Origin of the sequence: Borreliella americana, from assembly GCF_032595795.2 — a bacterium.
Lineage (GTDB): Bacteria > Spirochaetota > Spirochaetia > Borreliales > Borreliaceae > Borreliella > Borreliella americana.
The window spans coordinates 783,241-806,110 of sequence record NZ_CP132449.1; the positions used below are offsets into that span (position 1 = coordinate 783,241).

Sequence of the window (22,870 nt, forward strand, 5' to 3'; positions counted from 1 at the left end):
AGTTTTTGTATATAAATTTTTTAATTTTTATAAAATTTTTTATAAAAAATTAAAGCTAAGTAGCTAAACTTAGCTTTTTATTCTTCTATTATTGCAACTATTTCTTTTGCCTTTAGTATTAAATGTTCTTTATTTTCGATTTTTACAGCAGCCCCTGCATATTTTTCATAAAGTACAGTATCACCAACTTTTACAGTGATTTCTTCTTTGTTGGAACCAACAGCTACAACTGTTCCAATATTTGTTTTTTCTTTTGCATTTTCTGGTATGTAAAGTCCTGAGATTGTTTTACTCTCAGCTTCTTTGATTTTTATTAAAACTCTATCAGCTAACGGCTTAATATTTTTCATTTCAAACATCTCCTTATGTAATAATATTAAATATACGAAAAAATTGAGAGTTGAGTCAATATATTTATATGGTGCTTGAAAATTAAATTAATTTTCAAGATAATTTTGTTATTAGAATATCAATTTAGGCAGGGTAATGGTTTGATAACTGTAAGTAATTTGGAAGTTGCATTTGGAGAGAGAGTTTTATTTAAAGATGTAAATATTAAATTTTCTCCCGGAAATTGCTATGGAATAATTGGTGCTAATGGGGCAGGAAAAAGCACTTTTTTAAAAGTATTAGGGGGAATGATTGAAGCTAATAAGGGTGAAATATCTATTCCTAAAAATCAAAGATTAGCAGCTCTTGAACAAGATCAATTTGCTTATGATGGATATAAGGTTATCGATACTGTTATTATGGGGCACAAAAGACTTTATTCTGTCCAAAAAGAAAAAGATGAAATTTATAGTAAACTTGATTTTACTGATGAGGATGGAATTAGGGCTGGAGAACTTGAATCAGAATTTTCAGAGCTTGGGGGATATGAGGCTGAATCTGATGCAGCGGTTCTTCTTAAGGGCCTTGGAATAGATGAGGCAATTCATAATAATTTAATGGGTGATGTTGAAGGAGCTTTAAAAGTTAGGGTTCTATTAGCTCAAGCACTTTTTGGTGATCCTGATATATTACTTCTTGATGAGCCTACCAATAACCTTGATCTACAATCTATTAAATGGTTAGAAGAGTTTTTAATTAATTTTGAAAATACAGTTATTGTTGTATCTCACGATAGACATTTTTTAAATCAAGTTTGTACTCATATTGTTGACATTGATTATGGCAAAATTCAAGTTTACCTTGGAAATTATGATTTTTGGTATGAAACAAGTCAGATTTTAAACAAGCAACTAAAAGATGCTAAAAAGCGATCTGAAGATAAAATTGCTGAACTTAAGACATTTATTCAAAGATTTTCTAGCAATGCATCTAAATCTAGACAAGCAACATCAAGGAAAAAGTTGATTGAAAAAATAAGAGTTGAAGATTTAAAACCTTCTTCAAGGAAGTTTCCTTATGTTAATTTCAAAAGCGAAAGAGAACTTGGTAAAAATGTTCTTACAATTAAAAATTTAATAAAAGAATTTGAAGGGAATTTAATGTTAAATAAATTTAACATTATTGTTGAACCCCAGCAAAAGATTGTTTTTTTGGGAAATCCTATGTTTGCAACTTTTTTGTTTGATATTATTACAAATGAAGATAGAAATTATAAGGGTCATTATGAATGGGGATCTACTGTTAATTTTTCATATTTCAATAAAGATAATGGAAAATACTTTGATTTAGATTTAAATTTAGTCGATTGGTTGCGTCAGTATTCAAAAGAACAAGATGAAACTTATATTAGAGGATTTTTAGGTCGAATGCTTTTCAGTCAAGATGAAGCTTTAAAAAAGGTAAATGTTCTCTCAGGAGGAGAAAAAGTAAGATGCATGCTTGCTAAGGCTATGCTTAGCGGAGCTAATGTTTTAATACTAGATCAACCCACAAATCATTTAGATCTTGAGGCAATTACATCTTTAAATGCCGGGCTTAAAGAGTTTAAAGGAGTTGTTCTTTTTACATCACACGATCATCAATTTATAGATACTGTTGCCAATAGGATCATCGAGTTTACTCCGAACGGGATAATTGATCGATATATGACTTTTTCTGAGTATGTTGATGATGCTAAGATTAGGGATCTGAGAAATAATCTTTATGGCAGTAATGCTGGTTTTAGGCTTTAGTAGTAGTTTTTAGAAACTCAAAAGGTTTTGTATTTTGAGAGGTCTACTTTTCATATTTGTGTTTTCAGCTTCTTTTTTAAGGCTTTATTCTGATATTAATTTATATTTTCAAAAAGCATTAACTGGTAAAGTTGCAGGCAATCCAATTATTGATGAAAAACGTGATACTATTACAGTTTTAACAAAAGATAGATGGTTGACTACTTATACAATGTCACTTGAGAAGAAATATTCTTATAGACTAAATAGAATGCCATATCCTTTTCTTTTGAAAGATTTTGATAATGGGTATTATGTTATTACAGTTAGAAATGAAGTTCAAAAGATCAAAAGAGGAAAGCTTGTTTGGAAGCATAAACTTGATTTTTCACCCTTGAGCTCTCCTCCTGCCATAGGAAATGTTAACATCCTAATTCCTCTTGTTAATGAAAAGGTTGTTTCTATTGATTTAAATAGCGGTGAAAAAATGTTTGAGGTTGACATAGGGGGTAGACCCGCTACTTCTCCTGTAGTTTTTGATAATGGAGATTTTTGTATTGCAAGTGAAAATGATGAAATATTTTTTTTTGATTCTTTAGGTAATAAGAAATGGTTTTCCAGACTAGTTGCTTTTCCTCTTTTGTTAATGATAAATACAAAAAAAGAGGTGGTTGTTGGGCATAAGTCGGGACATATTGTTGCTTATGAAAGAGATTTTGGGGAAATTGTTGGCTCTATTAAGTTAGACTTTCCTATTAATTTTTTGTTTGAAAAGTTTAATGGTGAATATGTTGCGATTTCAAATGTTGGTATGTTTTTTGATTTGAATAGAAACTTTAAGCTTAAATTTAAAAAAAAAATGAACTTTGAGATTGAGAAAGCCGTTCTTTATAATAATAGAAATCTTTTAATTTCAACCAAATCAAATGGAATTTTGTCTTTTAAAGAGGATTTTGATATATCTTTTTCAGATGCTAAACTTAAGGGCTTGTCAGGACTTAGTTCTAATTCAGGCATTATTGTCCTAGGGGGAGGTGATTGGATTCTTAGTACTTATTATTATGAATACGACAAAGAGCTTGATGTTAGCGTTTGGAATCATTTTGGAGGTAATAAATACAATCAAGGCAGAATAGATTTAAAAGAAAAACGTTTTGTAGATTATGATAAAAATTATTTAATTCTTGAAGAGATTCTTAATTCTAATTATAGTGATACTGCTTATAATAAATTTTTAGAAATTTTGGATTTTCTTGCAGCTGAACATGGAAATTTTCCCACAAAATATTTAAATTTATATGAAAAAGCTTTTAATGAGTGGCTTTTGTCAGAAAAGAGGTTTGATAGAATTTCTTCAAGAGGCAAGCTTTATAGATATTTTGTATATGTTGATGATGAAGCTTCAATTAAGAGTTTTATTAATTTAGCAATTAGAGAGAGAGATATTAATAATATAATTACCATAGTCCAAACTATTACTAAATTTGAAAGTTATTATGGGCAAGATTGTATTGTATACAATTATATCCAAAATATAGTTTTAAATTATCAAGGTAATTTAGAAATAGCTTATTCTGTGATTTTAAATTTGAGAAATATAATTTTAAATTCAACAGACAAACTTCTTAAGCTTTGTAAGCATAAGTATATAAAGTTATTAATGTTTATGAGACGGCAAAATTTTTCTGAAAATATTAATAAGTACATTAATGAAATTATTTCAAGCATTCAAGATATTTCCAGCACGCAAGATTGAATTATTTGTTTTGCATATAAATCCGATTGTGTTAAAATTAGGTTTAAATTGGTGAATTTAGTTGGTAAGGTAGATTATAATTAAGTTTATAGGAGAATTTCTTTTATGAAAAAAATATTACTAATCTTTAGTTTTTTTCTTGTCTTTTTGAATGGATTTCCTCTTAATGCCAGGAAAGTTGATAGGGAGAAATTAAAGGACTTTGTTAATATGGATCTTGAGTTTGTAAATTATAAAGGTCCTTATGATTCTACAAATACGTATGAACAAATCGTGGGTATTGGTGAGTTTTTAGCAAGACCGTTGACCAATTCCAATAGCAACTCAAGTTATTATGGCAAATATTTTATTAATAGATTTATTGATGATCAAGATAAAAAAGCAAGCACCGATGTTTTTTCTATTAGCAGTAAGTCAGAGCTTGACAGTATATTGAATTTAAGAAGAATCCTTACAGGATATTTAATAAAGTCTTTCGATTATGACAGGTCTAGTGCAGAATTAATTGCTAAGGTTATTACAATATATAATGCTGTTTATAGGGGAGATTTGGATTATTATAAAGGGTTTTATATTAAGGCTGCTTTGGGGTCTTTAACTAAAGAAAATGCAGGTCTTTCTAGGGTTTACAGTCAGTGGGCTGGAAAAACACAAATATTTATTCCTCTTAAAAAAGATATTCTGTCTGGAAATATTGAGTCTGACATTGATATTGACAGTTTAGTTACAGATAAGGTGATAGAAGCTCTTTTAAGTGAAAATGAAGCAGGTGTTAACTTTGCAAGAGATATTACAGACATTCAAGGCGAAACTCATAAGGCAGATCAAGATAAAATTGATATCGAATTAGATAATATTCATGAAAGTGATTCCAATATAACAGAAACTATTGAAAATTTAAGAGATCAGCTTGAAAAAGCTACAGATGAAGAGCATAAAAAAGAGATTGAAATTCAGATTGATGCCAAAAAGAAACAAAAGGAAGAATTAGATAAAAAGGCGATTAATCTTGATAAAGCTCAGCAAAAATTAGATTCTGCTGAAGATAATTTAGATGTCCAAAGAGATACTGTTAGGGAAAAAATTCAAGAGGATATTAACGAGATTAATAAAGAAAAGAATTTACCAAAACCTGGTGATATAAGTTCTCCTAAAGTTGATAAGCAGCTGCAAATAAAAGAGGCTCTAGAAGATTTACAGGAGCAGCTTAAAGAAACTGGTGATGAAAATCAAAAAATAGAAATTGAAAAGCAAATTGAAATAAAAAAAAGTGATGCAGAGCTTTTAAAAAGTAAAGATGATAAAGCAAGTAAAGATGGTAAGGCATTAGATCTTGATCGAGAATTAAATTCTAAAGCCTCTAGCAAAGAAAAAAGTAAAGTCAAGAAAGAAGAAATAACCAAAGGTAAATCACAGGAAGGCTTAGAAGACGATTTGAATAATGTTGAAAACCTTATGATGCCAGAAAAGCAAAAATTGCCTGAAGAGCAAAAATTAGATAGTAAAAAACAATTTAAACCTGTTTCTGAGGTTGAAAAATCAGATAAGATTCCCAAGGCTAGTAGCAATGTTGCTAAATCATTACCCTTGGATAAACCTTTTTATAATGACATTGATTCAAAAGAGAAGTTAGATAGTGAAGATGTTAATTCGCAAAAGACCAAGCCTCAGGTTAAAGACCAAGCTACTTTTTTGGATAAAGATTTGACTACCATGTCTATAGATTCTAGTAATCCTGTATTTTTAGAGGTTATTGATCCAATTACAAATTTGGGAACTCTTCAGCTTATTGATTTAAATACTGGTGTTAGGCTTAAAGAAAGCACTCAACAAGGCATTCAGCGTTATGGAATTTATGAACGTGAAAAAGATTTGGTTGTTATTAAAATGGATTCAGGAAAAGCTAAGCTTCAGATACTTAATAAGCTTGAAAATTTAAAAGTGGTATCAGAGTCTAATTTTGAGATTAATAAAAATTCATCTCTTTATGTTGACTCGAAGATGATTTTAGTAGCTGTTAGGGATAAAGAGAGTAGTAATGATTGGAGATTGGCTAAATTTTCTCCTAAAAATTTAGATGAGTTTATTCTTTCAGAGGATAAAATTATGCCTTTTACTAGCTTTTCTGTGAGAAAAAATTTTATTTATTTGCAAGATGAGTTTAAAAACCTAGTTATTTTAGATTTAAATACTTTAAAGAAAGTCAAATAATTTTACGGTTTGATTGAATTTCTATAATTTTTTAAAAAACTAAAAAAGCTAAAAACATAAGTTTTTAGCTTTTTTTTCGGGATGGTGGGATTCGAACTCACGATCCCCTGCTCCCAAAGCAGGTGCCTTAGCCACTAGGCCACATCCCGAATGAAGCGCACCAATTAGGACTCGAACCTAAAACCTACAGATTAGAAGTCTGTTGCTCTATCCAATTGAGCTATTGGTGCTTTAAATTCTAATGATGAGTATATCATTTTGAAAAATCCTTGTCAATAAAGTCTAGATACCTTTACTTTGTATATTTTTTATTTTTGTTTTGTGTTTATAATGTTTTATAATTTTTTTATGATTAATCTTGATTTGATTGTTGATGAAACTTTGTTTAGATATCCTGATGTTAAGCCTTTTTTAAATTATAAAAACAATTATGAACTTTTAATAATGGTGATTTTAAGTGCAAGAACAACAGATAATTTAGTAAATAAAATTTCTCCACATCTTTTTCAAAGGTACGAAAATTTTGAAAGTTTATCAAGAGCAAATGTGAGAGATGTTGAAAAATTAATTTATAAGACTGGTTTTTATTCAAGGAAAGCTAAAAATATTATAAATTGCTCTATTGATATTTTGGAAAAATTTAATGGCGTTATTCCAAATAATATTTTTGATCTTGTCAAGCTACCCGGAGTAGGTCGAAAAACAGCAAACGTTATTCTTGGTTCTGTTTACAATAAGCCTGCAATTATTGTAGATACTCATTTTAGCAGGGTTGTTACAAGACATGCTCTTTCTTTGGAAAATTCTCCTACTAAGATTGAGTTAGATCTAAAAAGAAGAATAAAGCCTTGCAAGCAGTATAGATTTTCTATGGCTATCAATAAGCATGCAAGAGAAATTTGTACTCCTAGAAATGTAAGTTGTGATAATTGTTTTTTAGAAAAATTTGCTCCAAGAATTTGTTAATTTTTTATTTAAGATGATATTAAATGCTTCATTTTTCTTCTCAGCTTAAAATTTATAATTGCTAGTATTATGTTTATTCCTATTAATATGAGTAAGGGATTGATCCATATCCACAGATATTTATTGCCCATTTGCATATAGTTAAGTAGTTCTCCAAGACTGGGATATAGATTTTTATCTTGTTTTTGTAAAAAGTTTACTACTTCAAAAGTAGTAAGACTTCTTCCCATTTGTAATGGGATTATAGATGATATTGATGAGAATACTTCTGGAAAAATATGATGTAATATTATTCTAATTTTGCTTGCTCCCATAGCTTCACTAGCTTTAACATAGTCTAAATTTTTTATTATTAATGTGTTGTTTCTTGCAATAAAAGCAAATCTAATCCATCCATGAATCAATGCTAATAGTGTTGCTGTTTGAAGCATGTTGTAAGTTTTTTGTTTTAAAAAGTAATAAAAAACCAAAGATACAATGTAAAAAAAAGGTAACGTTTGCAATGTTTCGATTGGCTTTGAAATTAGCATGCAAATTTCAAAACTAAACATGCCAATTATTGTTCCAATAAAGATTCCAATTATTGCAGAAATTGTTGCGTAGCTTAGTGAAAGTAGAATAGAGTTTCTGGTTGCAATGATTAGTCTTGCCATAATATCTCTTCCCATTTTGTCGATTCCTAGTGGGTTGTCTTTTGTGGGTGGTATAGGCACATTTTTAATAGGTTTTAAATAGACTTTATTTGGATCTTTTTTATAGATTGCAATTTTTGAATTTTCATTAACCAGTGACGGAGTAATAATTAGTAATACAATAAATATTTTAAAAAGTATGATATATATTTTTTTTATTATTGTATCTGGTTTCATTAGTTTAAGGTGTCCTTATATGGGTTAATTTTGTAAATTAGTATATCTGTTATTATATTTGGAATAAGCATAATGAAAACACCAATAAAAATCAAATCTTTAGAAATAGCATAATCGTTGAATTTTAAAGCATTTAAATATAAGGCTCCAATTCCATCAATTTCAAACATCGATTCAATCATGGATGCTCCAAAAAAAGCGGTTGTAAGAATAGGTCTCATGTTTGTGAGCAGTGGTGTTATTGATGGAATTAATGCATGTTTTAAGATTATTTGCAATTTATTTATTCCTCTTGATTTTGCGGCTTTTATGTAAAATTCTGATAAAGTTTTGTCAAGAGATTGTTTAAAAATTACAGAATTAAATATGAAGAATGAAAAAAACCATGCAAATCCACCTATTATTAAATTTTTTGGATTTAAATTAAGGTAATATATTAAAGACAATATTAAAAATACTGTTAAGTTTCTTGGCATGGAGTGTAGTAATAGCATTAAATATTCTAAAATGTTATTTATTAGGTTGTTTTTTATGTAAATTTTCCAAATTATAATAAAGACTATTGCTGCAATATAAGAGAGTAGGGCGCCCGGAATTGAGACTTTTAAAGTATTGAATATTTTTTGAAAAATTATTTTAGTAGTTGGCTTTCCTTTGCTAAGCAGAGAGTATCGATGATCGCCCCACAGTATTCCTTTGTTTTTTGTTTTGTATATTATATATGAATTGCCAGCTATATGCTTTAAAAAGCAATCTTTTTCTAATTTTGATTTGGGGTTAAAGTCATGTATCAGGGCATATCTTTCTATACTTTTATATACCCCAATGTATTGTAAGTAATTTTTCAAGACATTTGCTTTAACAAAAGGAATATACTGTTGTTCATTTGAAAAAAAATTTACTAACGATACGCAAAAAAATGATGCACAAATTAAATTAATTAATAAATATATTGTATTTTTAAAAATAAATATTTTCAATAAAGACTAACCCTTAGAGTTTTTGGAAGCAAGTTTTTTGCTTTTTGTAATTTTTTTGGTTTGGATAATGCAGCTTGATAGAAAATAATAAATTAAACCTATTGCTATTGATATAAGGTAAAAATTTTGATTCTTGGCAGGGGGTTTTTGTAAGATTAATATTTGCCCTTGATTATATTGATCTTTATTGTTGTTGATTTTTATTACTGTTGAGTTTTTTGGGTAGTAGCCCAATTTTTTAGCTTCTTTTAAAATTTCCGATTTAGATACTTGTAGGTTAATATATCTTGCTTTTAATTCTTTTTGAATTTCTTTTAGTTTTTCGATATGATTTTTTATTAATGTTAAGTTGTTATCCAATTTTTGATAATTAACAAATCCTCTCTCTCCAAATATGGGAGCTATTATGAAATAGCTTAGTATTCCCGAGTAAAAAGACATTACAATTTTCTTATAAATAGTCATATAGCTTGTAATTATATTCTTAATATACTATATTTACAAGTAGTTAAAGTTGGTTTAGATTGTAGTTCTATTGAGTAGTTTTGGAGAGCAAGTTTGGCATGAAGGAAAGTATTTTTTTTATCAAAGAAGGCCCCAAGGAAGTTGATTTTGATATTGAAAAGGTATTTTTAAGAAGTGAGTCTGTTGATTTTGTTTCTACAGCTCCAGATAATCTTAAAACTTTTTTAGATGAAAAGCTGTTAAAGCTCGATAACATATTAAAAGAAAGGCATGGTGAGTTGATTAATTGTTTAAAGGGCGTTGAGCTTCGTGTTGAGAGAGTTGAAAAAGAAATGCTTGATAATAGTCTTAAGCCTGTTCAAAGGAATTTTATTTCTTATGATTCGAGGGATTTTGAAAAAAAGTCATCCGATACGGATGATTCATTTTCCAAAAAAGAAGATAATTTGCCTAATATTTCCATTGGTCAAGAAGAATTAGATGCACTGCTTGAAGGCATCAATTATGCCCCAAAAGAAAATGAAGAAGTTCAAAATGATGTTAAATTTAATAGAGATAAAGATTTGAATTTTAATAACAATTTGAATGTGGCTGATAATTTTTCTAATAATATTCTTAAAAAAGAAGATATTGAAGATATTAATGTTGGCAGTTGTAATGTGTCCATGGGGAATATGGAGTTAAATAATAATAACGATCACGGTGAAAAATTGGAAAGTTTTGTTACAGGGGCAGATAAAAACTTAGATTCTGTTAATAAAAATTTAAATAATAGTCCTTTTTTGGAACATAAAGTGAATGGAGAAGATTCCCATTCCATTGCTAATTGCGATAACTCTAGAAAATTGGAGAGTTTTGTAGATAATGCACAGAGTTTAAATTTAGTTAATGAGAATGAAAACATTGAGCATGCGAATGGTGGTAATTATGCCATTCTTAAAAGCTCTGGTGAACGTTTTGAGCTAAAAGAATTTGATGATTTTGAAAATATTTTAAAAGAGGACCTAGATTCTAAAGTTGCCGAGGACTCTTTTTCTAATGCTGAAGAAAAAAATTTTCATGATAATTTGAAAGGTAGAGCAGATCAAGACCAAAGCAATGGTGTTGCTAATTATGAAAAGCCCAGCTCTAAAAACATAGCTAAGGACCCTTTTCCTTCTAATTTTAATTTTAATGATGTTGAAAAGGTTGTGAGTAAATTTAATGCTAAAGAATCTTTAAGCAATGTTGTGCTAAATAGCGAAGAAAAAGCCATATTAATAAATTTTATTGATAGGGTAGAAAGTGAACTTGAATTAAATCCTAATAGAAATATGTTTAAAATTAAACAAGAGTATGAGGTTTTAAAAAAAGTTAAATTTTTACTTACTAAAGGTTAAAAATCCATTCATTTAAATAAATTCTTTTTTTTATAAAAATTCTTAAATTAATTTTTGATAACTGAGCGGTTTGTTTGATATTGATTTTAATTTAAAAGATATTATGAGTAAAGCCAAACAACATCTTATCTTTTGATAAAATGTTGTCTTTGCCGTGGTTACATTTTGATTATATTTATTTTTATATGTTTTTCTTTTTATATATAGCAAGATTAATCTGCATTGCTGTGATGTTCATGATGATTTTCTTGATTATCATTGCTAGAAATATTGTCTTTTTCTATTAACTTTTTTTCTAAGTTAAATACGTCAAAAAAAGTCCATTTGCTAGTCATGTAGTAATATTCATCTTTATCTTTTTTGATTAATATGTCTTTGTCATTTTCTTCGTTTTTATTAAAATAAACTTCAATATTATTGACACTTTTATTGCTCCATTTGACTTCAATTTTGTATTGAAGAATATAGTCATCTATTTTGGATTTATCAATTTCAAGTCCATCAGCTTTAAATTCGGCAATAATATTTAAAGGCCTTTCCTTTGTTATTTTTTGGTTATTTAAAAAATAAAGGCCATCTTTAGTGATAATTTCATAGTTATTGTTTATATTGTTTTCATTTTCCTTGTTTAATTTTCTTATTATTTTGAATGATAAATTTTCTAATTTTGTGTTTTTTTCTTGGAACAATGTAGTATCCGAAAATGTATTATAAGAATTGCCTTTATATGATAAGAAAATGTTTTTTGTTAAGTAAACATTTTCTTCACTGCCTTTAATGTATGCCAGTCTTGAATCTCCTTCTCCTGATTTTCCAACAAAAATTTCTGTCAATAGCTTATTATTATTGTCAAATAATTTAAAACTTGGATTTTCCCCAATTCCTAGTTCTTTATGTTTTTTTTGATCTCTACTTACAAGTTTATTTTTTTCAAGCTCTTCTAATGCTTTGATTAGAGAGTTAACTTTTTTGTTGTCAACAGGAATATTTTGCTTGTTATATGTTAGCATCCAATCTTTTTCAAGTTTTGTTAGCGTTCCTTCGTTTTCTGTTTCAATTTTAGAAATTAAATTGAAGTCAAAATCAAAAAATTTTTCTTCCAGGATCCTTGCTACTTTATTTTCATTTGAAAAAATTATTCCCAATAAGAATGTAGATGTTAGCACCACTATTATCAATATTTTGATTTTTTCTTTATTGATTGAGAATATTTTTGGTTTTGTCATAAACGCTCCTTTCTTCTTATTAATTTGCTTTTCTTTTTCTAGTAAATCTAACAAGTCCAAATATTAATATTATTGTTGGAAGAATAATTAAGTTAACAATTATTAATGAAAACTTTGCATTGACCATTTCGTTTGAAGAGCCTGTAAATTTTAATTTAGCTCGTACTTCTCTAGACTTAATATTAAAAAATTCTTCCTTTTGCATTAAATAATCCGAAATTCTTCCTGATAGTTCAAAGTTTGATGGAGAACCGTTGTACATATAATCACTAAATATCATGCTTGATCCTGTTAGGATTATTTTAGAATTTTTGGAATATTGATCTTTATAAGGACTTTTAATTTTTCCTTCAATTGCATATCCTAGTATTTTAATTTTATTCTCTTCGAATTTATTTGGAACTTCAAATGCATTCAAAGATATGTTTGAAAGGTTGGGTTCTTTAACTTGCCATGATTGTTTAGAACTTGCAAATAGAGGTAAAAATTTTACTTCTGCTTCATCTTTTTTTACTAGTTCTAATGAGCTGCTCCAAGGAATTGTAGCAGTATAAAAATTTTTAAGTAATGGCATGTCTTCTTTTACAATATTGCTTTTGTCTATTAAGATCCATGGATAGTAAGTTTGGAAATTGCCACCCAAAAAGATTGTGGGTGCTCTTTTATCAAGAATAATATTATCGTTGTATTTTATGCCATAACTTTCAAATAGATCAAATAGGCTGGATTTAATAGGAGTTATGCCATATGGATTTTGAGGATTGTAGTCAATTGTGCTTGTTGCAACAAATATTTTTCCATCATTAACAATAAAATCGTCAATTTTTTTTGCAATCTCTTCATCAATTTCTTTAGCGCCAATGATGAATAGTCCATTTATATCTTTTCTAATGTCTTCTAATTTTTCAGTTTTTAAATCTATTTCTTTTATTTCAATTCCAAATGCTTTTTTCATTATTTCGGAAAAGTTTTTATGTGCTTCTTTTAAAGTTCTGTCTCCAAAAGCAAGTCCTAAAACTTTTTTGGTATTGTTTATTAGCTTATCAAGTCCATTTGCAAGGTCATATTCTAAATTACTGATTTCTGTTACAACCGGTAGTACTTCTCTTTTGCCCTCGTAAATAATCTCAATTCCTGAGTATATTTTTAGTATTGAGAGCTGATTAATATCTCTTAAGTCTATTTGCTGAGAAGGAATGCCAATATGCTCTAATGGTGTTGAAATTTTATCAGCATCAATTTCTTTATAAATTACCTTACCTTTTGAAGCATCAGAAAAACTTATTAAAAAATTTTTTATTTGGTTTGGAAAAGCAAAATAATTTTCAAGGCTTCCTGAATTGTAATATGTAATATATATTGTTTCATTTGCACTTGAGAACAAATTTTTTGTAACTTTAGATATTGTAAAAGCTTTGTGTTTTGTAAAGTCTATTTTAAAAATGAAAATAGATATATTACAAAAAATCAAAAAGATTATTGTAAGGTTCAAAGTTAGGTTTAAAACTTCATTTTCTTTATTTTTCATAAAATTTATCTCCATTTTTTTAGTGTTATGCTGTGTGTGCTTAGTATTAGGAATGTGATTGTGAATGTAATAAAATAAATAAAGTCTGATAAGTTTAATATGCCCATATTAAAATAGCTAAAGTGATTGGTTATTGAAATAAAATTAAGCATTTCTCCTATTATATTTTCTTTTCCAAAGATCATAACCAATTTTCCAGAAAATAGTATTAATATCAGCGTAAATACGGTTAGAATGTAAGAGACTATTTGGCTTTTTGTAATAGAGGATATGAATGTTCCCATACTTAGCACGGAAAGAGAATAAAGAATTATTCCTAGATATTGAAGCAATATTATTCCAAGATCAAATTCGCCCATGAAAATTGTCATTATTGTAAGGGGTAGGGTAAGTGAGAATAATATTAAGGTAAATATTTTAAGCGTAATAAATTTACCCAAAACTATCTCTTGAGGACTTAGTGGCAAAGCATAAAGAAGTTCAATGCTTCCTGTTTTGTGTTCTTCTGAGAATACCCCCATGCTAAGTGCTGGCAGTACTAACATTAAAATAATAGGCATTGAAGAGAAATAAGAAGTAAGAGATGCATTGTCTTTAATGAAAAATCCTGATAAAAAAATAAATGAAAAGTTTATGAATATTAAAAAAAATAGCATCACAACGTATGCAGTTGGAGTTCCAAATAATATTTTTAGTTCTTTTTTAGAAAGCGATAAAGATTGCTTTAAATCTATTTTCATTTTTCTCTCTCCTTGGTTAATTTGCTAAATATCTTTTCAAGGCTTTCATGTTTTGGGATCATTGCTTTTAAGATTATATTATTTTTTACGATGTAGCTAAAGAGATCTTCTTCTGTTTTGCCTTTAGATAGTTTTAATGAAATATTTAAGTCTTTTTCGTGTTCTTCAAGTTTTATTAATGTGAAAATTTCATTTTTGATGTTGAAAATTTTTTTATCATTTTCAGATTTTTTTAAAGCTATTAATTCTATTTCAATCTCTTTAAGCTTATTTTTAATAATATTTTCTTTTGTGTCATCAGCAACAATTACTCCGTTGTTGACAATAATTATTCTTTTACAAATAGATTCTACTTCGCTTAGTATGTGTGAAGAGAATAATATTGTACTTTCTTTTGCAAGCTCTCTTAAAAATTCTTTAAATTCAATTATTTGATTTGGATCAAGACCATTTGTTGGTTCATCAAGTATTACAAGTTTAGGATTGTTTATTAAAGCTCCAGCTATTCCTACTCTTTGTCTAAATCCTTTTGAAAGTTGAGAAATTAGCTTATCTTCAACTTCTTTTAATTTGAATATGCTTATTACTCTATCAATTTCTTTTTTTAATTTTTTAACACCTTTTATTTCTGATATAAACCTTAAATATTCCTTTACAGAAAGCTCTGGATAAAGAGCTAGTTTTTCAGGAACATATCCTATTTGTTGTAGTATTTCTTTTGAATGCTCTACAATGTCTTTTCCGAAAATTTTTACATTACCTTTGTTTGGATAATGAAATGATGTTAAGATTTTGATTAATGTGGACTTTCCGGCTCCGTTTGGACCAAGTATACCAAGTACTTCGCCTTCTTCAACCTTAAAGCTAACATTAAATAGTGCTGTAAATGGCCCATACATTTTAGTAACTTTTTCTACATTTATCATATACCCTCCTATTTAATAATAAAGTTATTTTTGTTTGCTTCAAGTCTCATTCCATCTCTTGTTAAAAAAATTTCTCCGTCTGGATATTCCAATTTTGCCTCCTTTAGTAAATTTTCAAGATCTTTTCTTAATGTATATCTTTCACTAAAATGGATAAGTCCTGTTTGTAAAACTTTTGCTTGCTTTACAATATTTGCAGCCCCACCAGCTGTTAAGTGAAGTTTTTTATCTGCTTCTTTTTTTAGTTCATTTTTAAATGTGCTTTCAATTATTACAAGGTTAAAATTTTTGATTTTCTGTATGAGTTCTTTAAAATAACCAGTATCTGTAATGTATGCAACTTTTAGCCCTTTTTTAGATTTTCCAAGTATTTCTGATGGCTTTATAATTTTCCCGTTTACCAATATTTCTTTTCCATCTTGTAGGGCTTTTCTAATAGGTCCTTTGGGAATATTTAGCTCTTCTGCTTTTACTGTATTGAATTTGCCGGGTTTATCTTTTTCTATGAATAAATATCCAACACATTCTATTGAATGTTTTAGCTTGGTGTATTCGATTTTTTTTGTTTTATCCTCATATATTATTTTTTCGGTTTTATCTATTATTATTTCTTTATAAATTATTTCATAGTTTTTATATATTTTAAGCATATCTATATTGGCTTTTGTATAGTTTTTTATTCCAACAGGTCCAGCGATTATTAATGGATCTTTTCTTGTTTCTCCACTTTGTGACATTAGCATCACTATTCCGAGTAGTCCTGTGATGTGATCAGCATGTAAATGAGTAATACAAATCATTTTTATTTTTTGCCAAGATATTTTTTGTTTTCTTAAAGACATTTGAGTTCCTTCTCCACAATCGAATAAAAAATTGTCTCCATTGTATTCGATGAGTACAGATGACAAATATCTATTATGGAGCGGTCTTGTTCCTCCAGTTCCTATAATGTTAATATTGAATCCCAAAGATTATTCTCCTGGTTTGTTCTGAAAGTATTAACTAATTTTAATTGCTTTGTTAAATTTTGCTTCACTTTCTAGTTTCTCTTTGGATAAGAATTATTTTAGCTCAACTTAAACATTATATTATTTTTTCCTAAATTTAGAAATATTAAGAGATATAATCGTTTGTCAGTATTGATTTGAAAATTTGGATTTTAACAATGATCCAAAATATTATAATATTTTTCATATCTTTTAATATTGTAATGATTTGGAATTTTGTCAATTTTTTCAATATTATTAACTAATAAATTGGATAAGTATGGCGCCATTGATATACCTCTTGTTCCAAAGCCATTTAATATAAAGATATTTTTATATTTGGGGTGTTCTCCTAAGAAAGGCTCTCTGTCAAGGGTTGAAGGTCTTATGTGGGCTTTTTGGCCAATGACTTTGCATTTTAGATTTGTTATTTTTTTAAATTTTTCTAATAATTCTAATTTTGCCCATTCATTTGTAAGCGTATTCCAAGTATTCCATTCGTAAGTTCCCCCAAGGTAAAATTTATTGCCTTTTAAGTGAATTAAAGATGAATGTCTATTGTAAATCTCTTTAAAATTCAATTTTTTGCATTCCAATATAATGATTTCGCCTTTTGCAGGCTCAAATGGGAGATAAGAAAAAAATCCTTTTAGTTTTTCTTTATATCCTTTTGCAAATATTAATTTTTCAAATTTCAAATCCTCTATTTTGAAAAAACTCTCTCCAAGTTTAATTTTATTTTCGTCTATATTTTTGTTTATATATGATTTTTTTTTGATTAAATGTTTTTTAATATTTTTTATATAGATTTTTGTATTAACCCTAGCGCCTTTTATTATCATTCCGCCGTTAGAGTCGTTTGAGAAATTATAAATTTTTCCATCTTGTATTTTTAAAATAAATTTTGTTATGTTTTTATCATTTTCAAGTTTATTAATCAGTTCATTTTTTTGATTTTCAGTAGTAAAGGGTCTAAAGATATTTTTTTCTATAAAAAAGTTAGATTTAATGGTTTTTTCAATTTCTCGATAGTAGTTTTTTGCAAATTCAAAAATATGTGGTTCTTTCCAGGCAATGTTCATTTTTCTACCCATAATAGGATTAATAAGCCCGCCTGCTACCATTGTTGCTTTTGTATCTTCATCATCAAAAAGAATTACTTTTTTATTTCTTTTGAGCAATTCGTAAGTAATAGTGCTCCCTGCTATTCCTCCCCCTATAACCGCAAATTCATGATGCATTATAAACCCCTTTTTAAATTTTACTTAATTTGTAAAATTTAGAATATTTTTTGACTTTAATGAAGTTTAATTAAAGATTTATTAGTCTTTTGCTTTTTAGAAATTAAGTACAATCGTTTAATTTTTGTGCTTTTTTATCATTTAAAAACCTTTTATTTTCAATTATAATATATCATTATGTTTTTGTATAAGGGATGTTTTATGACCGGGAAAGAAGATAATGATGCTTGTGATTTGCATGATAAATCATTGAAATTGGTTTTAAAGAGTAGATCAATAGTTATTGCTGGTGAGATTACCAAGGATGTTTCTAGGCTTTTTCAGGAAAAAATATTATTGTTAGAGACTTTGGATTTTAAAAAGCCTATATTTGTGTATATTGATTCAGAAGGGGGCGATATTGATGCTGGATTTGCTATTTTTAATATGATTCGTTTTGTTAAGCCTAAAGTTTTTACAGTTGGAGTAGGGCTTGTTGCTAGTGCTGCTGCTTTAATTTTTTTGGCTGCAAAATTAGAAAATAGATTTTCGCTTCCCTTTGCTAGGTATTTATTGCACCAGCCCTTGAGTGGATTTAAAGGAGTTGCTACAGATATTGAAATTTACACTAATGAGTTAAATAAAGTTAAAAAAGAACTTAATAATATTATTTCAAAAGAAACAGGTCAAAAAATTTCTAAAATAGAAAGGGATACTGATAGAGATTTTTGGCTAGACAGTAGTGCTGCAAAAAAGTATGGACTTGTATTTGAAGTTGTTGAGACAAAGTATCAACTTGAAGAGTTTATTTCCGCTTAGTGTTTTATTTTTTTCCTGTAATGTTGCAGGTACAGATTTTAGTGTTTTGGAGCTTAAGGTTGCAAATTTTAATTTAAATGATGATTTTTATCAAGGGTTACTTGATTCTGCTTATAATATTCTAAATCAAAGTTTTGATTTAATAATTATCAAGAACCTTGAGAATAAAAATGTGCTTGATTTAATTAATAATAGAGTTTTATTTAGAACTTTTAAGAATGCTTATTTTATTGATCAGGGCAGGGGACTTTCTGTTAGTATTCTTTCTAAACGCAAAATAAATATTAAAGTTTTAAGTGTAATGCAAGATTCTTGCGATTTAAAATTGGGATTGCTTGTGGATTTTGATTTTGAAAATAATCACTATGGTATTGTTATTTATAATTTAAGCAAGGAATTTGTTAAAAGTTTTACTAGTTTGCAAATTGGTGAGCAAATTTTATATTTAAAAGCCCAAATGGATAAATTGATGTTTGTTTTAGATGAATCTGAATTTGTTATTTTTGATTTATTAATCAAAAATGGATTTTTTAGCTTAATAAATGATTCAAACGATATTTCAATGTTAGCAAATAAAATTGATTTTAGAGTTTTTTCTAGTTTTTTTGCTAAAGTTTCTTTATATTCATTTATGTTTGTAATTTTAGATTATTTGCATAGCAATTATGTTATTGAGAATTTTCCTCAAAGGATAGTTATTAATTGAGTTTAAATTTATTTTTTTATTTAACTTGACATTGTAATATAATATTATTTATCATATTATTCTATGCCGAAGTGGTGGAATTGGTAGACACACAGGACTTAAAATCCTGAGGAGGAAGCTCCGTACCGGTTCAAGTCCGGTCTTCGGTATTTTTAAATTTTTTATTTATATTTACCGGCTAGTTTTTTGTTTATAAAGATTCCCAGTATAAATGATATTCCTAAGGATGTAAAAGATGTAGAGCTGATTTTAAAGTTCAATTTTAATACAATTAATATCATTTGTAGAATTGATCCAAAAATTAAGCCTTTTGATAAATAAATAAAATTATTTAAGTGATTATCTATTATTTTCTTTATTATTAATATTGATGTAATTATTCCTATTGTTGCAGCTGTTGCAAATATTGTAATAAGAATAATGTTAAATTCAGATACAATAAGTATTATTTCTTTATAAAAGCCAAGTAGCAAAAGCATTGCAGATCCTGAGATTCCTGGCAAGATCATTGATGCTCCGCTTATTGTTCCAGAGGATATCAATAATAAGTAATATTTTAGTGAATTTTTGTCTTTAAGTATTGTACTTTGCAATTGCATATTAGATTCTTTGAGTATTAAGAAGAGTATAATAATGATCATGCCAATAAAAAACAATAAATTATTTAATATTTTTGTATTATTATTTATTTCTTTTATGGGTATTTCTGTTTTTAGTGTTAGCATATTTCCAAATGCTAATCCTATGAAAAATACTATTAGCAGTGCTTCTATTATTCCATTGTTAAAAGCATAAGTTTTAAATATTTTTGCAGTTAATAATATTGAGGTTAGCATTCCTGTTGCTAAAATAGTTAAAAACATTAAATTTTTTTTAATTTCTGTGAGCTTTAAGATTTCTGAGATAGAGTCTATTATTTTATAATAAATTTTTAATATTAAAGCCAGTGTTCCCCCAGAAACCCCCGGGATTATGTTTGCAATTCCAAGTAAAATTCCCTTGATATAAATATTAAGCATTTTTATTTTAGACTTTAAATATTTTTAATTTAAATGTCTTATCTGTCATCGCCTTCGCCATTTATTGTTCCATTTTCATGTCGCTTTTGTATTTTTTTTAGGTTTGTAAGGGCAACATCTTCAAGTGTAATTCCCAGATTATTGCTTAAACTTGACAAGTACCATAATACATCTCCAAGTTCTTTTTTAATTGATATTAAATACTCATCATCAATAATGTAATTTTTATCTCTTCCCAATTTTTTTATTTTTTCAACAACTTCTCCAGTTTCACCAGCAAGGCCAAGTGTTGTTAAAATTAATTCTTCTTTTTTATTTTTGTATTTAGCAGTTTTTTTTGCTCTTTCTTGGTATTCGTTTAGCTCCATATTGAGAGACAGTTTATTACAGTTTGTTATTATTTGCAAGTCCCAATGGGATTTATTTTTTTTATGTTTTTTATTATATTTGATTAATTAATCATAAAAGAATTTGTAGCATGAGTAAAACTTTTTTGTTATTTAAAGTAGCTTTCTTTTTTTTAAAAATAATTTGTGTTTTTTCTTATCCAGAAATAAAAAGTTTTTCAAGAAAAGATCCTATTTTTTCTGATCTTAAAATTAAAATTTTAAAATATAACAAAAAACAACATATTCCTTTGTTTTTTTATTTGTACAAAGTTAAAAAAGGAGATACTTTTTTTAAAATTGCTAATAAAATAAACGGATGGCAGTCTAGCATTGCTACTGTTAATTTATTAGATTCTCCTATTGTGAGTGTTGGACAAGAGATTCTTATTCCTAGTAAAAAAGGAGTTTTTGTTTTTGATAGTAAAGATTATAGGTTTAATAATTTGCTTTTAGCGACAAGGGATCTTACTAAAGCTGAAAAGGTAAAAGTTAAAAGGAACGACAGAGTTTATGAATTTTATTTTTTTGATTTTGTTAAGAATCCAGATTTTGGATTTTTTTCAGGCACAGAGTTACTTTTTTTTTTAAATGCCAATTTTATTTTTCCTTTAAAAAAATTTATTGTTAGTTCTGATTTTGGATTTAGAAATGATCCTTTTACTGGCAATAAAAGTTTTCATACAGGAATAGATCTTGCAGCTCCGATGAATACGGAAGTATATTCTTCTTCTTCGGGAATAGTTATTAAAGTTGAATACAATGATCTTTATGGTAATTTTGTTGTAGTTGGGCATAAAAATAATATTAAATCTCTTTATGGGCATCTAAATTCATATTCTGTAAAGATAGGAGATTTTGTTAAATCGGGTGAATTGCTTGGCAGAGTAGGACAAACGGGGCGTTCAACGGGGCCGCATTTACACTTTGAAATATTAAAAAAAAATGTTCCCATTAATCCCTTAGGGGTTTTAAAGAAAAGCTAGGTTGAAGGCCAGTTAAATATACAATATTATTAAATTGTATTGATTATTAATAAATAATATTGTATAATTAAACATTTGATAAAAATATTTTTACACTTTTTCGACAAGATTTTAAAAGAAAGTGTTTCATTTTAATATAATTATTGACATTAAAAAATTTTTTGGTTTCAAAATAATACATTTAATTAAAAATATATTATTTTTTTGTATTGATTATAATTTAATAATTTGAAATAAATCTTATTGATCAATATTATATTCGATTATTTTATTGTGTAAAGTTTTTCTTCCTATTTTTAGTATTTCAGCGCATTTGCTCTTGTTGTTTTTAGAATGAAAAAGCGTTTGTTTTATTATTTCTTTTTCAGCCTCTTTTAGGCTAATTCCTATTGGTAGTGTTATTTTAAATACAAGATTTTCATTATTTTTGATTTTTGCTGGCAAATCTTCTTTAGTGATTTGTTTGCCTTTTGATAATATTAATGCGCTTTCAAGTACATTTTTCAACTCCCTAATATTTCCTGGCCAATCGTAATAATAGAGGGCTTTCATTGCGTCATTAGAAAGAGTTTTTTCTTCTCTGTTGTTTTCCTTTGCAACGTCTTTTATTAGTATGTTTGTTAAATAGGATATATCATCTTTTCTTTCTCTTAAAGGTGGTATGTTTATATTAATAATATTTAATCTATAAAATAAATCTTCTCTAAATTTTTCCTTTTTAATTTCCTCTTCAATGTTTTTGTTTGTTGCAGCCAAAAGCCTGATATCAACTTTAATTGTAGTCTCTCCCCCAACACGTTCAAAGGTTTTGTTTTGCAGTACTCTTAAAAGTTTGACTTGAATTTCGGGCGAAATTTCTGCTATTTCATCAAGAAAAATTGTGCCTTTGTTTGCAAGCTCAAATCTGCCTTTTTTTTTGGAAATTGCTCCAGTGAATGCACCTTTTTCATGACCAAAAAGTTCACTCTCAAGAATGCTTTCAGAAAGTGCAGCGCAATTTACTTTTATAAATGGTTTGTCATTTCTATTTGAAAGATCAAAAATAGCGTCTGCTATTATTTCTTTGCCAACACCGCTTTCGCCTGTTATAAGAACAGATGCATTTGATTTTGCTATTTTTATTACAAGTTCAAAAATTTTTTGCATTAACAGTGACTTTCCCACGATTTTTTCATAGTATTTTAGATCTTTTCTTATTAGTATATTTTCTAAATTAGTATTTTCATCATCGTTATTTTCTTTTTTATTTAGCGATCTTTTTATTATTAGCAAAAGTCTTTCAAGGTCTAAGGGCTTTGTTAAAAAATCGTAAGCACCCTCTCTCATAGCATCTACAGCAGAATCAACTGTTCCGTGGGCTGTTAAAATAATAAAAGGTATTCCTAAGTTTTTTTCTTTAACTATTTTGAGCAATTTTTCTCCAGATATCTGAGGCATTCTCAGATCAGATATTATTACATCGAGATTTTCATTTTCAATTGTTTCAAGAGCTTCTTCTCCGTCACTAGCAGTGAAAACAAAATATCCTTCATCTTCAAGATAAGTAGCAATTCCCTCTCTAATATTCTTTTCATCATCAGCTACAAGTATTTTGCTCATT

21 protein-coding genes and 3 tRNA genes are annotated in these 22,870 nt (G+C 27.6%); 9 read left to right on the forward strand and 15 right to left on the reverse strand.

All coding sequences use genetic code 11. From position 1 onward, the window contains the following. Positions 1 to 77: 77 nt before the first annotated feature. Positions 78 to 350 (reverse strand): co-chaperone GroES, encoded by a 273-nt coding sequence (gene groES, locus QIA00_RS03735; protein ID WP_014023949.1) that lies wholly within the window; start codon positions 348 to 350, stop codon positions 78 to 80. 141 nt (positions 351 to 491) lie between these two features. Here groES and QIA00_RS03740 point away from each other — a divergent pair, with 141 nt between their 5' ends. The 3 genes from QIA00_RS03740 (at position 492) to QIA00_RS03750 (ending at position 6,069) form a co-directional block, all read left to right on the forward strand. Continuing rightward, the gene (locus tag QIA00_RS03740; protein ID WP_316257537.1) at positions 492 to 2,123 is read left to right on the forward strand and encodes an ABC-F family ATP-binding cassette domain-containing protein; all 1,632 of its coding nucleotides are present in this window, start codon (positions 492 to 494) and stop codon (positions 2,121 to 2,123) included. A 34-nt stretch (positions 2,124 to 2,157) separates the two neighbouring features. Further along, positions 2,158 to 3,858, forward strand: a complete 1,701-nt coding sequence (locus tag QIA00_RS03745) for a PQQ-binding-like beta-propeller repeat protein (RefSeq protein ID WP_316257538.1) — start codon at positions 2,158 to 2,160, stop codon at positions 3,856 to 3,858. A gap of 105 nt (positions 3,859 to 3,963) precedes the next feature. Beyond that, positions 3,964 to 6,069, forward strand: a complete 2,106-nt coding sequence (locus QIA00_RS03750; protein WP_316257539.1) for a P83/100 family protein — start codon at positions 3,964 to 3,966, stop codon at positions 6,067 to 6,069. A 76-nt stretch (positions 6,070 to 6,145) separates the two neighbouring features. Here QIA00_RS03750 and QIA00_RS03755 read toward each other — a convergent pair. After that, a tRNA-Pro gene (locus QIA00_RS03755) sits at positions 6,146 to 6,218 on the reverse strand. A gap of 7 nt (positions 6,219 to 6,225) precedes the next feature. Then, positions 6,226 to 6,299, reverse strand: a tRNA-Arg gene (locus QIA00_RS03760). 100 nt (positions 6,300 to 6,399) lie between these two features. Between QIA00_RS03760 and QIA00_RS03765 the strand changes: the two genes are divergently transcribed. Continuing rightward, positions 6,400 to 7,035, forward strand: a complete 636-nt coding sequence (locus QIA00_RS03765; RefSeq protein WP_316257540.1) for an endonuclease III domain-containing protein — start codon at positions 6,400 to 6,402, stop codon at positions 7,033 to 7,035. 8 nt (positions 7,036 to 7,043) lie between these two features. Here the strand turns inward: QIA00_RS03765 and QIA00_RS03770 are convergent, their stop codons facing one another. From QIA00_RS03770 to QIA00_RS03780, 3 genes are read right to left on the reverse strand one after another with little or no spacing between them, the layout of a single operon-like run. Continuing rightward, entirely contained in the window at positions 7,044 to 7,904 is an 861-nt protein-coding gene (locus QIA00_RS03770; RefSeq protein ID WP_316257541.1) for an ABC transporter permease subunit, read from the reverse strand. Further along, positions 7,904 to 8,884, reverse strand: coding sequence for an ABC transporter permease subunit (locus QIA00_RS03775; protein ID WP_316257542.1), 981 nt, complete (start codon positions 8,882 to 8,884; stop codon positions 7,904 to 7,906). The genes QIA00_RS03770 and QIA00_RS03775 overlap by 1 nt, the downstream gene beginning before the upstream one ends. A gap of 6 nt (positions 8,885 to 8,890) precedes the next feature. Then, positions 8,891 to 9,349 (reverse strand): septum formation initiator family protein, encoded by a 459-nt coding sequence (locus QIA00_RS03780; protein ID WP_316257543.1) that lies wholly within the window; start codon positions 9,347 to 9,349, stop codon positions 8,891 to 8,893. 98 nt (positions 9,350 to 9,447) lie between these two features. Between QIA00_RS03780 and QIA00_RS03785 the strand changes: the two genes are divergently transcribed. Beyond that, positions 9,448 to 10,728, forward strand: a complete 1,281-nt coding sequence (locus QIA00_RS03785; protein WP_316257544.1) for a hypothetical protein — start codon at positions 9,448 to 9,450, stop codon at positions 10,726 to 10,728. 212 nt (positions 10,729 to 10,940) lie between these two features. On the opposite strand, the gene QIA00_RS03790 is transcribed toward QIA00_RS03785, so the two are convergent. The 6 genes from QIA00_RS03790 to QIA00_RS03815 form a co-directional block, all read right to left on the reverse strand. Then, positions 10,941 to 11,954 (reverse strand): DUF4340 domain-containing protein, encoded by a 1,014-nt coding sequence (locus tag QIA00_RS03790; protein WP_316257545.1) that lies wholly within the window; start codon positions 11,952 to 11,954, stop codon positions 10,941 to 10,943. 19 nt (positions 11,955 to 11,973) lie between these two features. After that, a complete protein-coding gene (locus QIA00_RS03795) occupies positions 11,974 to 13,482 on the reverse strand; it encodes a GldG family protein (RefSeq protein ID WP_316257546.1) in 1,509 nt (502 codons plus the stop codon). A 5-nt stretch (positions 13,483 to 13,487) separates the two neighbouring features. Then, complete coding sequence (locus QIA00_RS03800; RefSeq protein WP_301427490.1) at positions 13,488 to 14,222, reverse strand: ABC transporter permease; 735 nt, start codon at positions 14,220 to 14,222, stop codon at positions 13,488 to 13,490. Further along, on the reverse strand, positions 14,219 to 15,148 hold the full coding sequence (locus QIA00_RS03805; RefSeq protein WP_316257547.1) for an ABC transporter ATP-binding protein: 930 nt from the start codon (positions 15,146 to 15,148) through the stop codon (positions 14,219 to 14,221). The genes QIA00_RS03800 and QIA00_RS03805 overlap by 4 nt, the downstream gene beginning before the upstream one ends. 8 nt (positions 15,149 to 15,156) lie before the next feature. Next, the gene (locus QIA00_RS03810; RefSeq protein WP_316257548.1) at positions 15,157 to 16,116 is read right to left on the reverse strand and encodes a ribonuclease Z; all 960 of its coding nucleotides are present in this window, start codon (positions 16,114 to 16,116) and stop codon (positions 15,157 to 15,159) included. Positions 16,117 to 16,307: 191 nt separating this feature from the next. Further along, the gene (locus QIA00_RS03815; RefSeq protein ID WP_316257550.1) at positions 16,308 to 17,375 is read right to left on the reverse strand and encodes an NAD(P)/FAD-dependent oxidoreductase; all 1,068 of its coding nucleotides are present in this window, start codon (positions 17,373 to 17,375) and stop codon (positions 16,308 to 16,310) included. Between the two features lie 201 nt (positions 17,376 to 17,576). On the opposite strand from QIA00_RS03815, the gene QIA00_RS03820 reads away from it, so the two are divergent. The 3 genes from QIA00_RS03820 (at position 17,577) to QIA00_RS03830 (ending at position 19,028) form a co-directional block, all read left to right on the forward strand. Continuing rightward, positions 17,577 to 18,173 (forward strand): ATP-dependent Clp protease proteolytic subunit, encoded by a 597-nt coding sequence (locus tag QIA00_RS03820; RefSeq protein WP_316257551.1) that lies wholly within the window; start codon positions 17,577 to 17,579, stop codon positions 18,171 to 18,173. Between the two features lie 46 nt (positions 18,174 to 18,219). Next, positions 18,220 to 18,879, forward strand: a complete 660-nt coding sequence (locus QIA00_RS03825) for a hypothetical protein (RefSeq protein ID WP_316257666.1) — start codon at positions 18,220 to 18,222, stop codon at positions 18,877 to 18,879. A gap of 65 nt (positions 18,880 to 18,944) precedes the next feature. After that, positions 18,945 to 19,028, forward strand: a tRNA-Leu gene (locus QIA00_RS03830). A gap of 12 nt (positions 19,029 to 19,040) precedes the next feature. Here QIA00_RS03830 and QIA00_RS03835 read toward each other — a convergent pair. Both QIA00_RS03835 and QIA00_RS03840 read right to left on the reverse strand, forming a co-directional pair. Next, positions 19,041 to 19,898: an undecaprenyl phosphate translocase family protein gene (locus QIA00_RS03835; protein WP_316257553.1), complete on the reverse strand. Its 858-nt coding sequence runs from the start codon at positions 19,896 to 19,898 to the stop codon at positions 19,041 to 19,043. A 38-nt stretch (positions 19,899 to 19,936) separates the two neighbouring features. Next, entirely contained in the window at positions 19,937 to 20,266 is a 330-nt protein-coding gene (locus tag QIA00_RS03840) for a nucleoside triphosphate pyrophosphohydrolase family protein (protein ID WP_075552402.1), read from the reverse strand. Positions 20,267 to 20,376: 110 nt separating this feature from the next. Here QIA00_RS03840 and QIA00_RS03845 point away from each other — a divergent pair, with 110 nt between their 5' ends. After that, positions 20,377 to 21,270 carry a LysM peptidoglycan-binding domain-containing M23 family metallopeptidase gene (locus QIA00_RS03845; protein WP_316257555.1) on the forward strand — a complete coding sequence of 298 codons (894 nt, stop codon included), beginning with the start codon at positions 20,377 to 20,379 and terminating at the stop codon, positions 21,268 to 21,270. 240 nt (positions 21,271 to 21,510) lie between these two features. Here QIA00_RS03845 and QIA00_RS03850 read toward each other — a convergent pair whose 3' ends face one another. Continuing rightward, on the reverse strand, positions 21,511 to 22,869 hold the full coding sequence (locus QIA00_RS03850; protein ID WP_316257557.1) for a sigma-54-dependent transcriptional regulator: 1,359 nt from the start codon (positions 22,867 to 22,869) through the stop codon (positions 21,511 to 21,513). Position 22,870 lies beyond the last annotated feature (1 nt).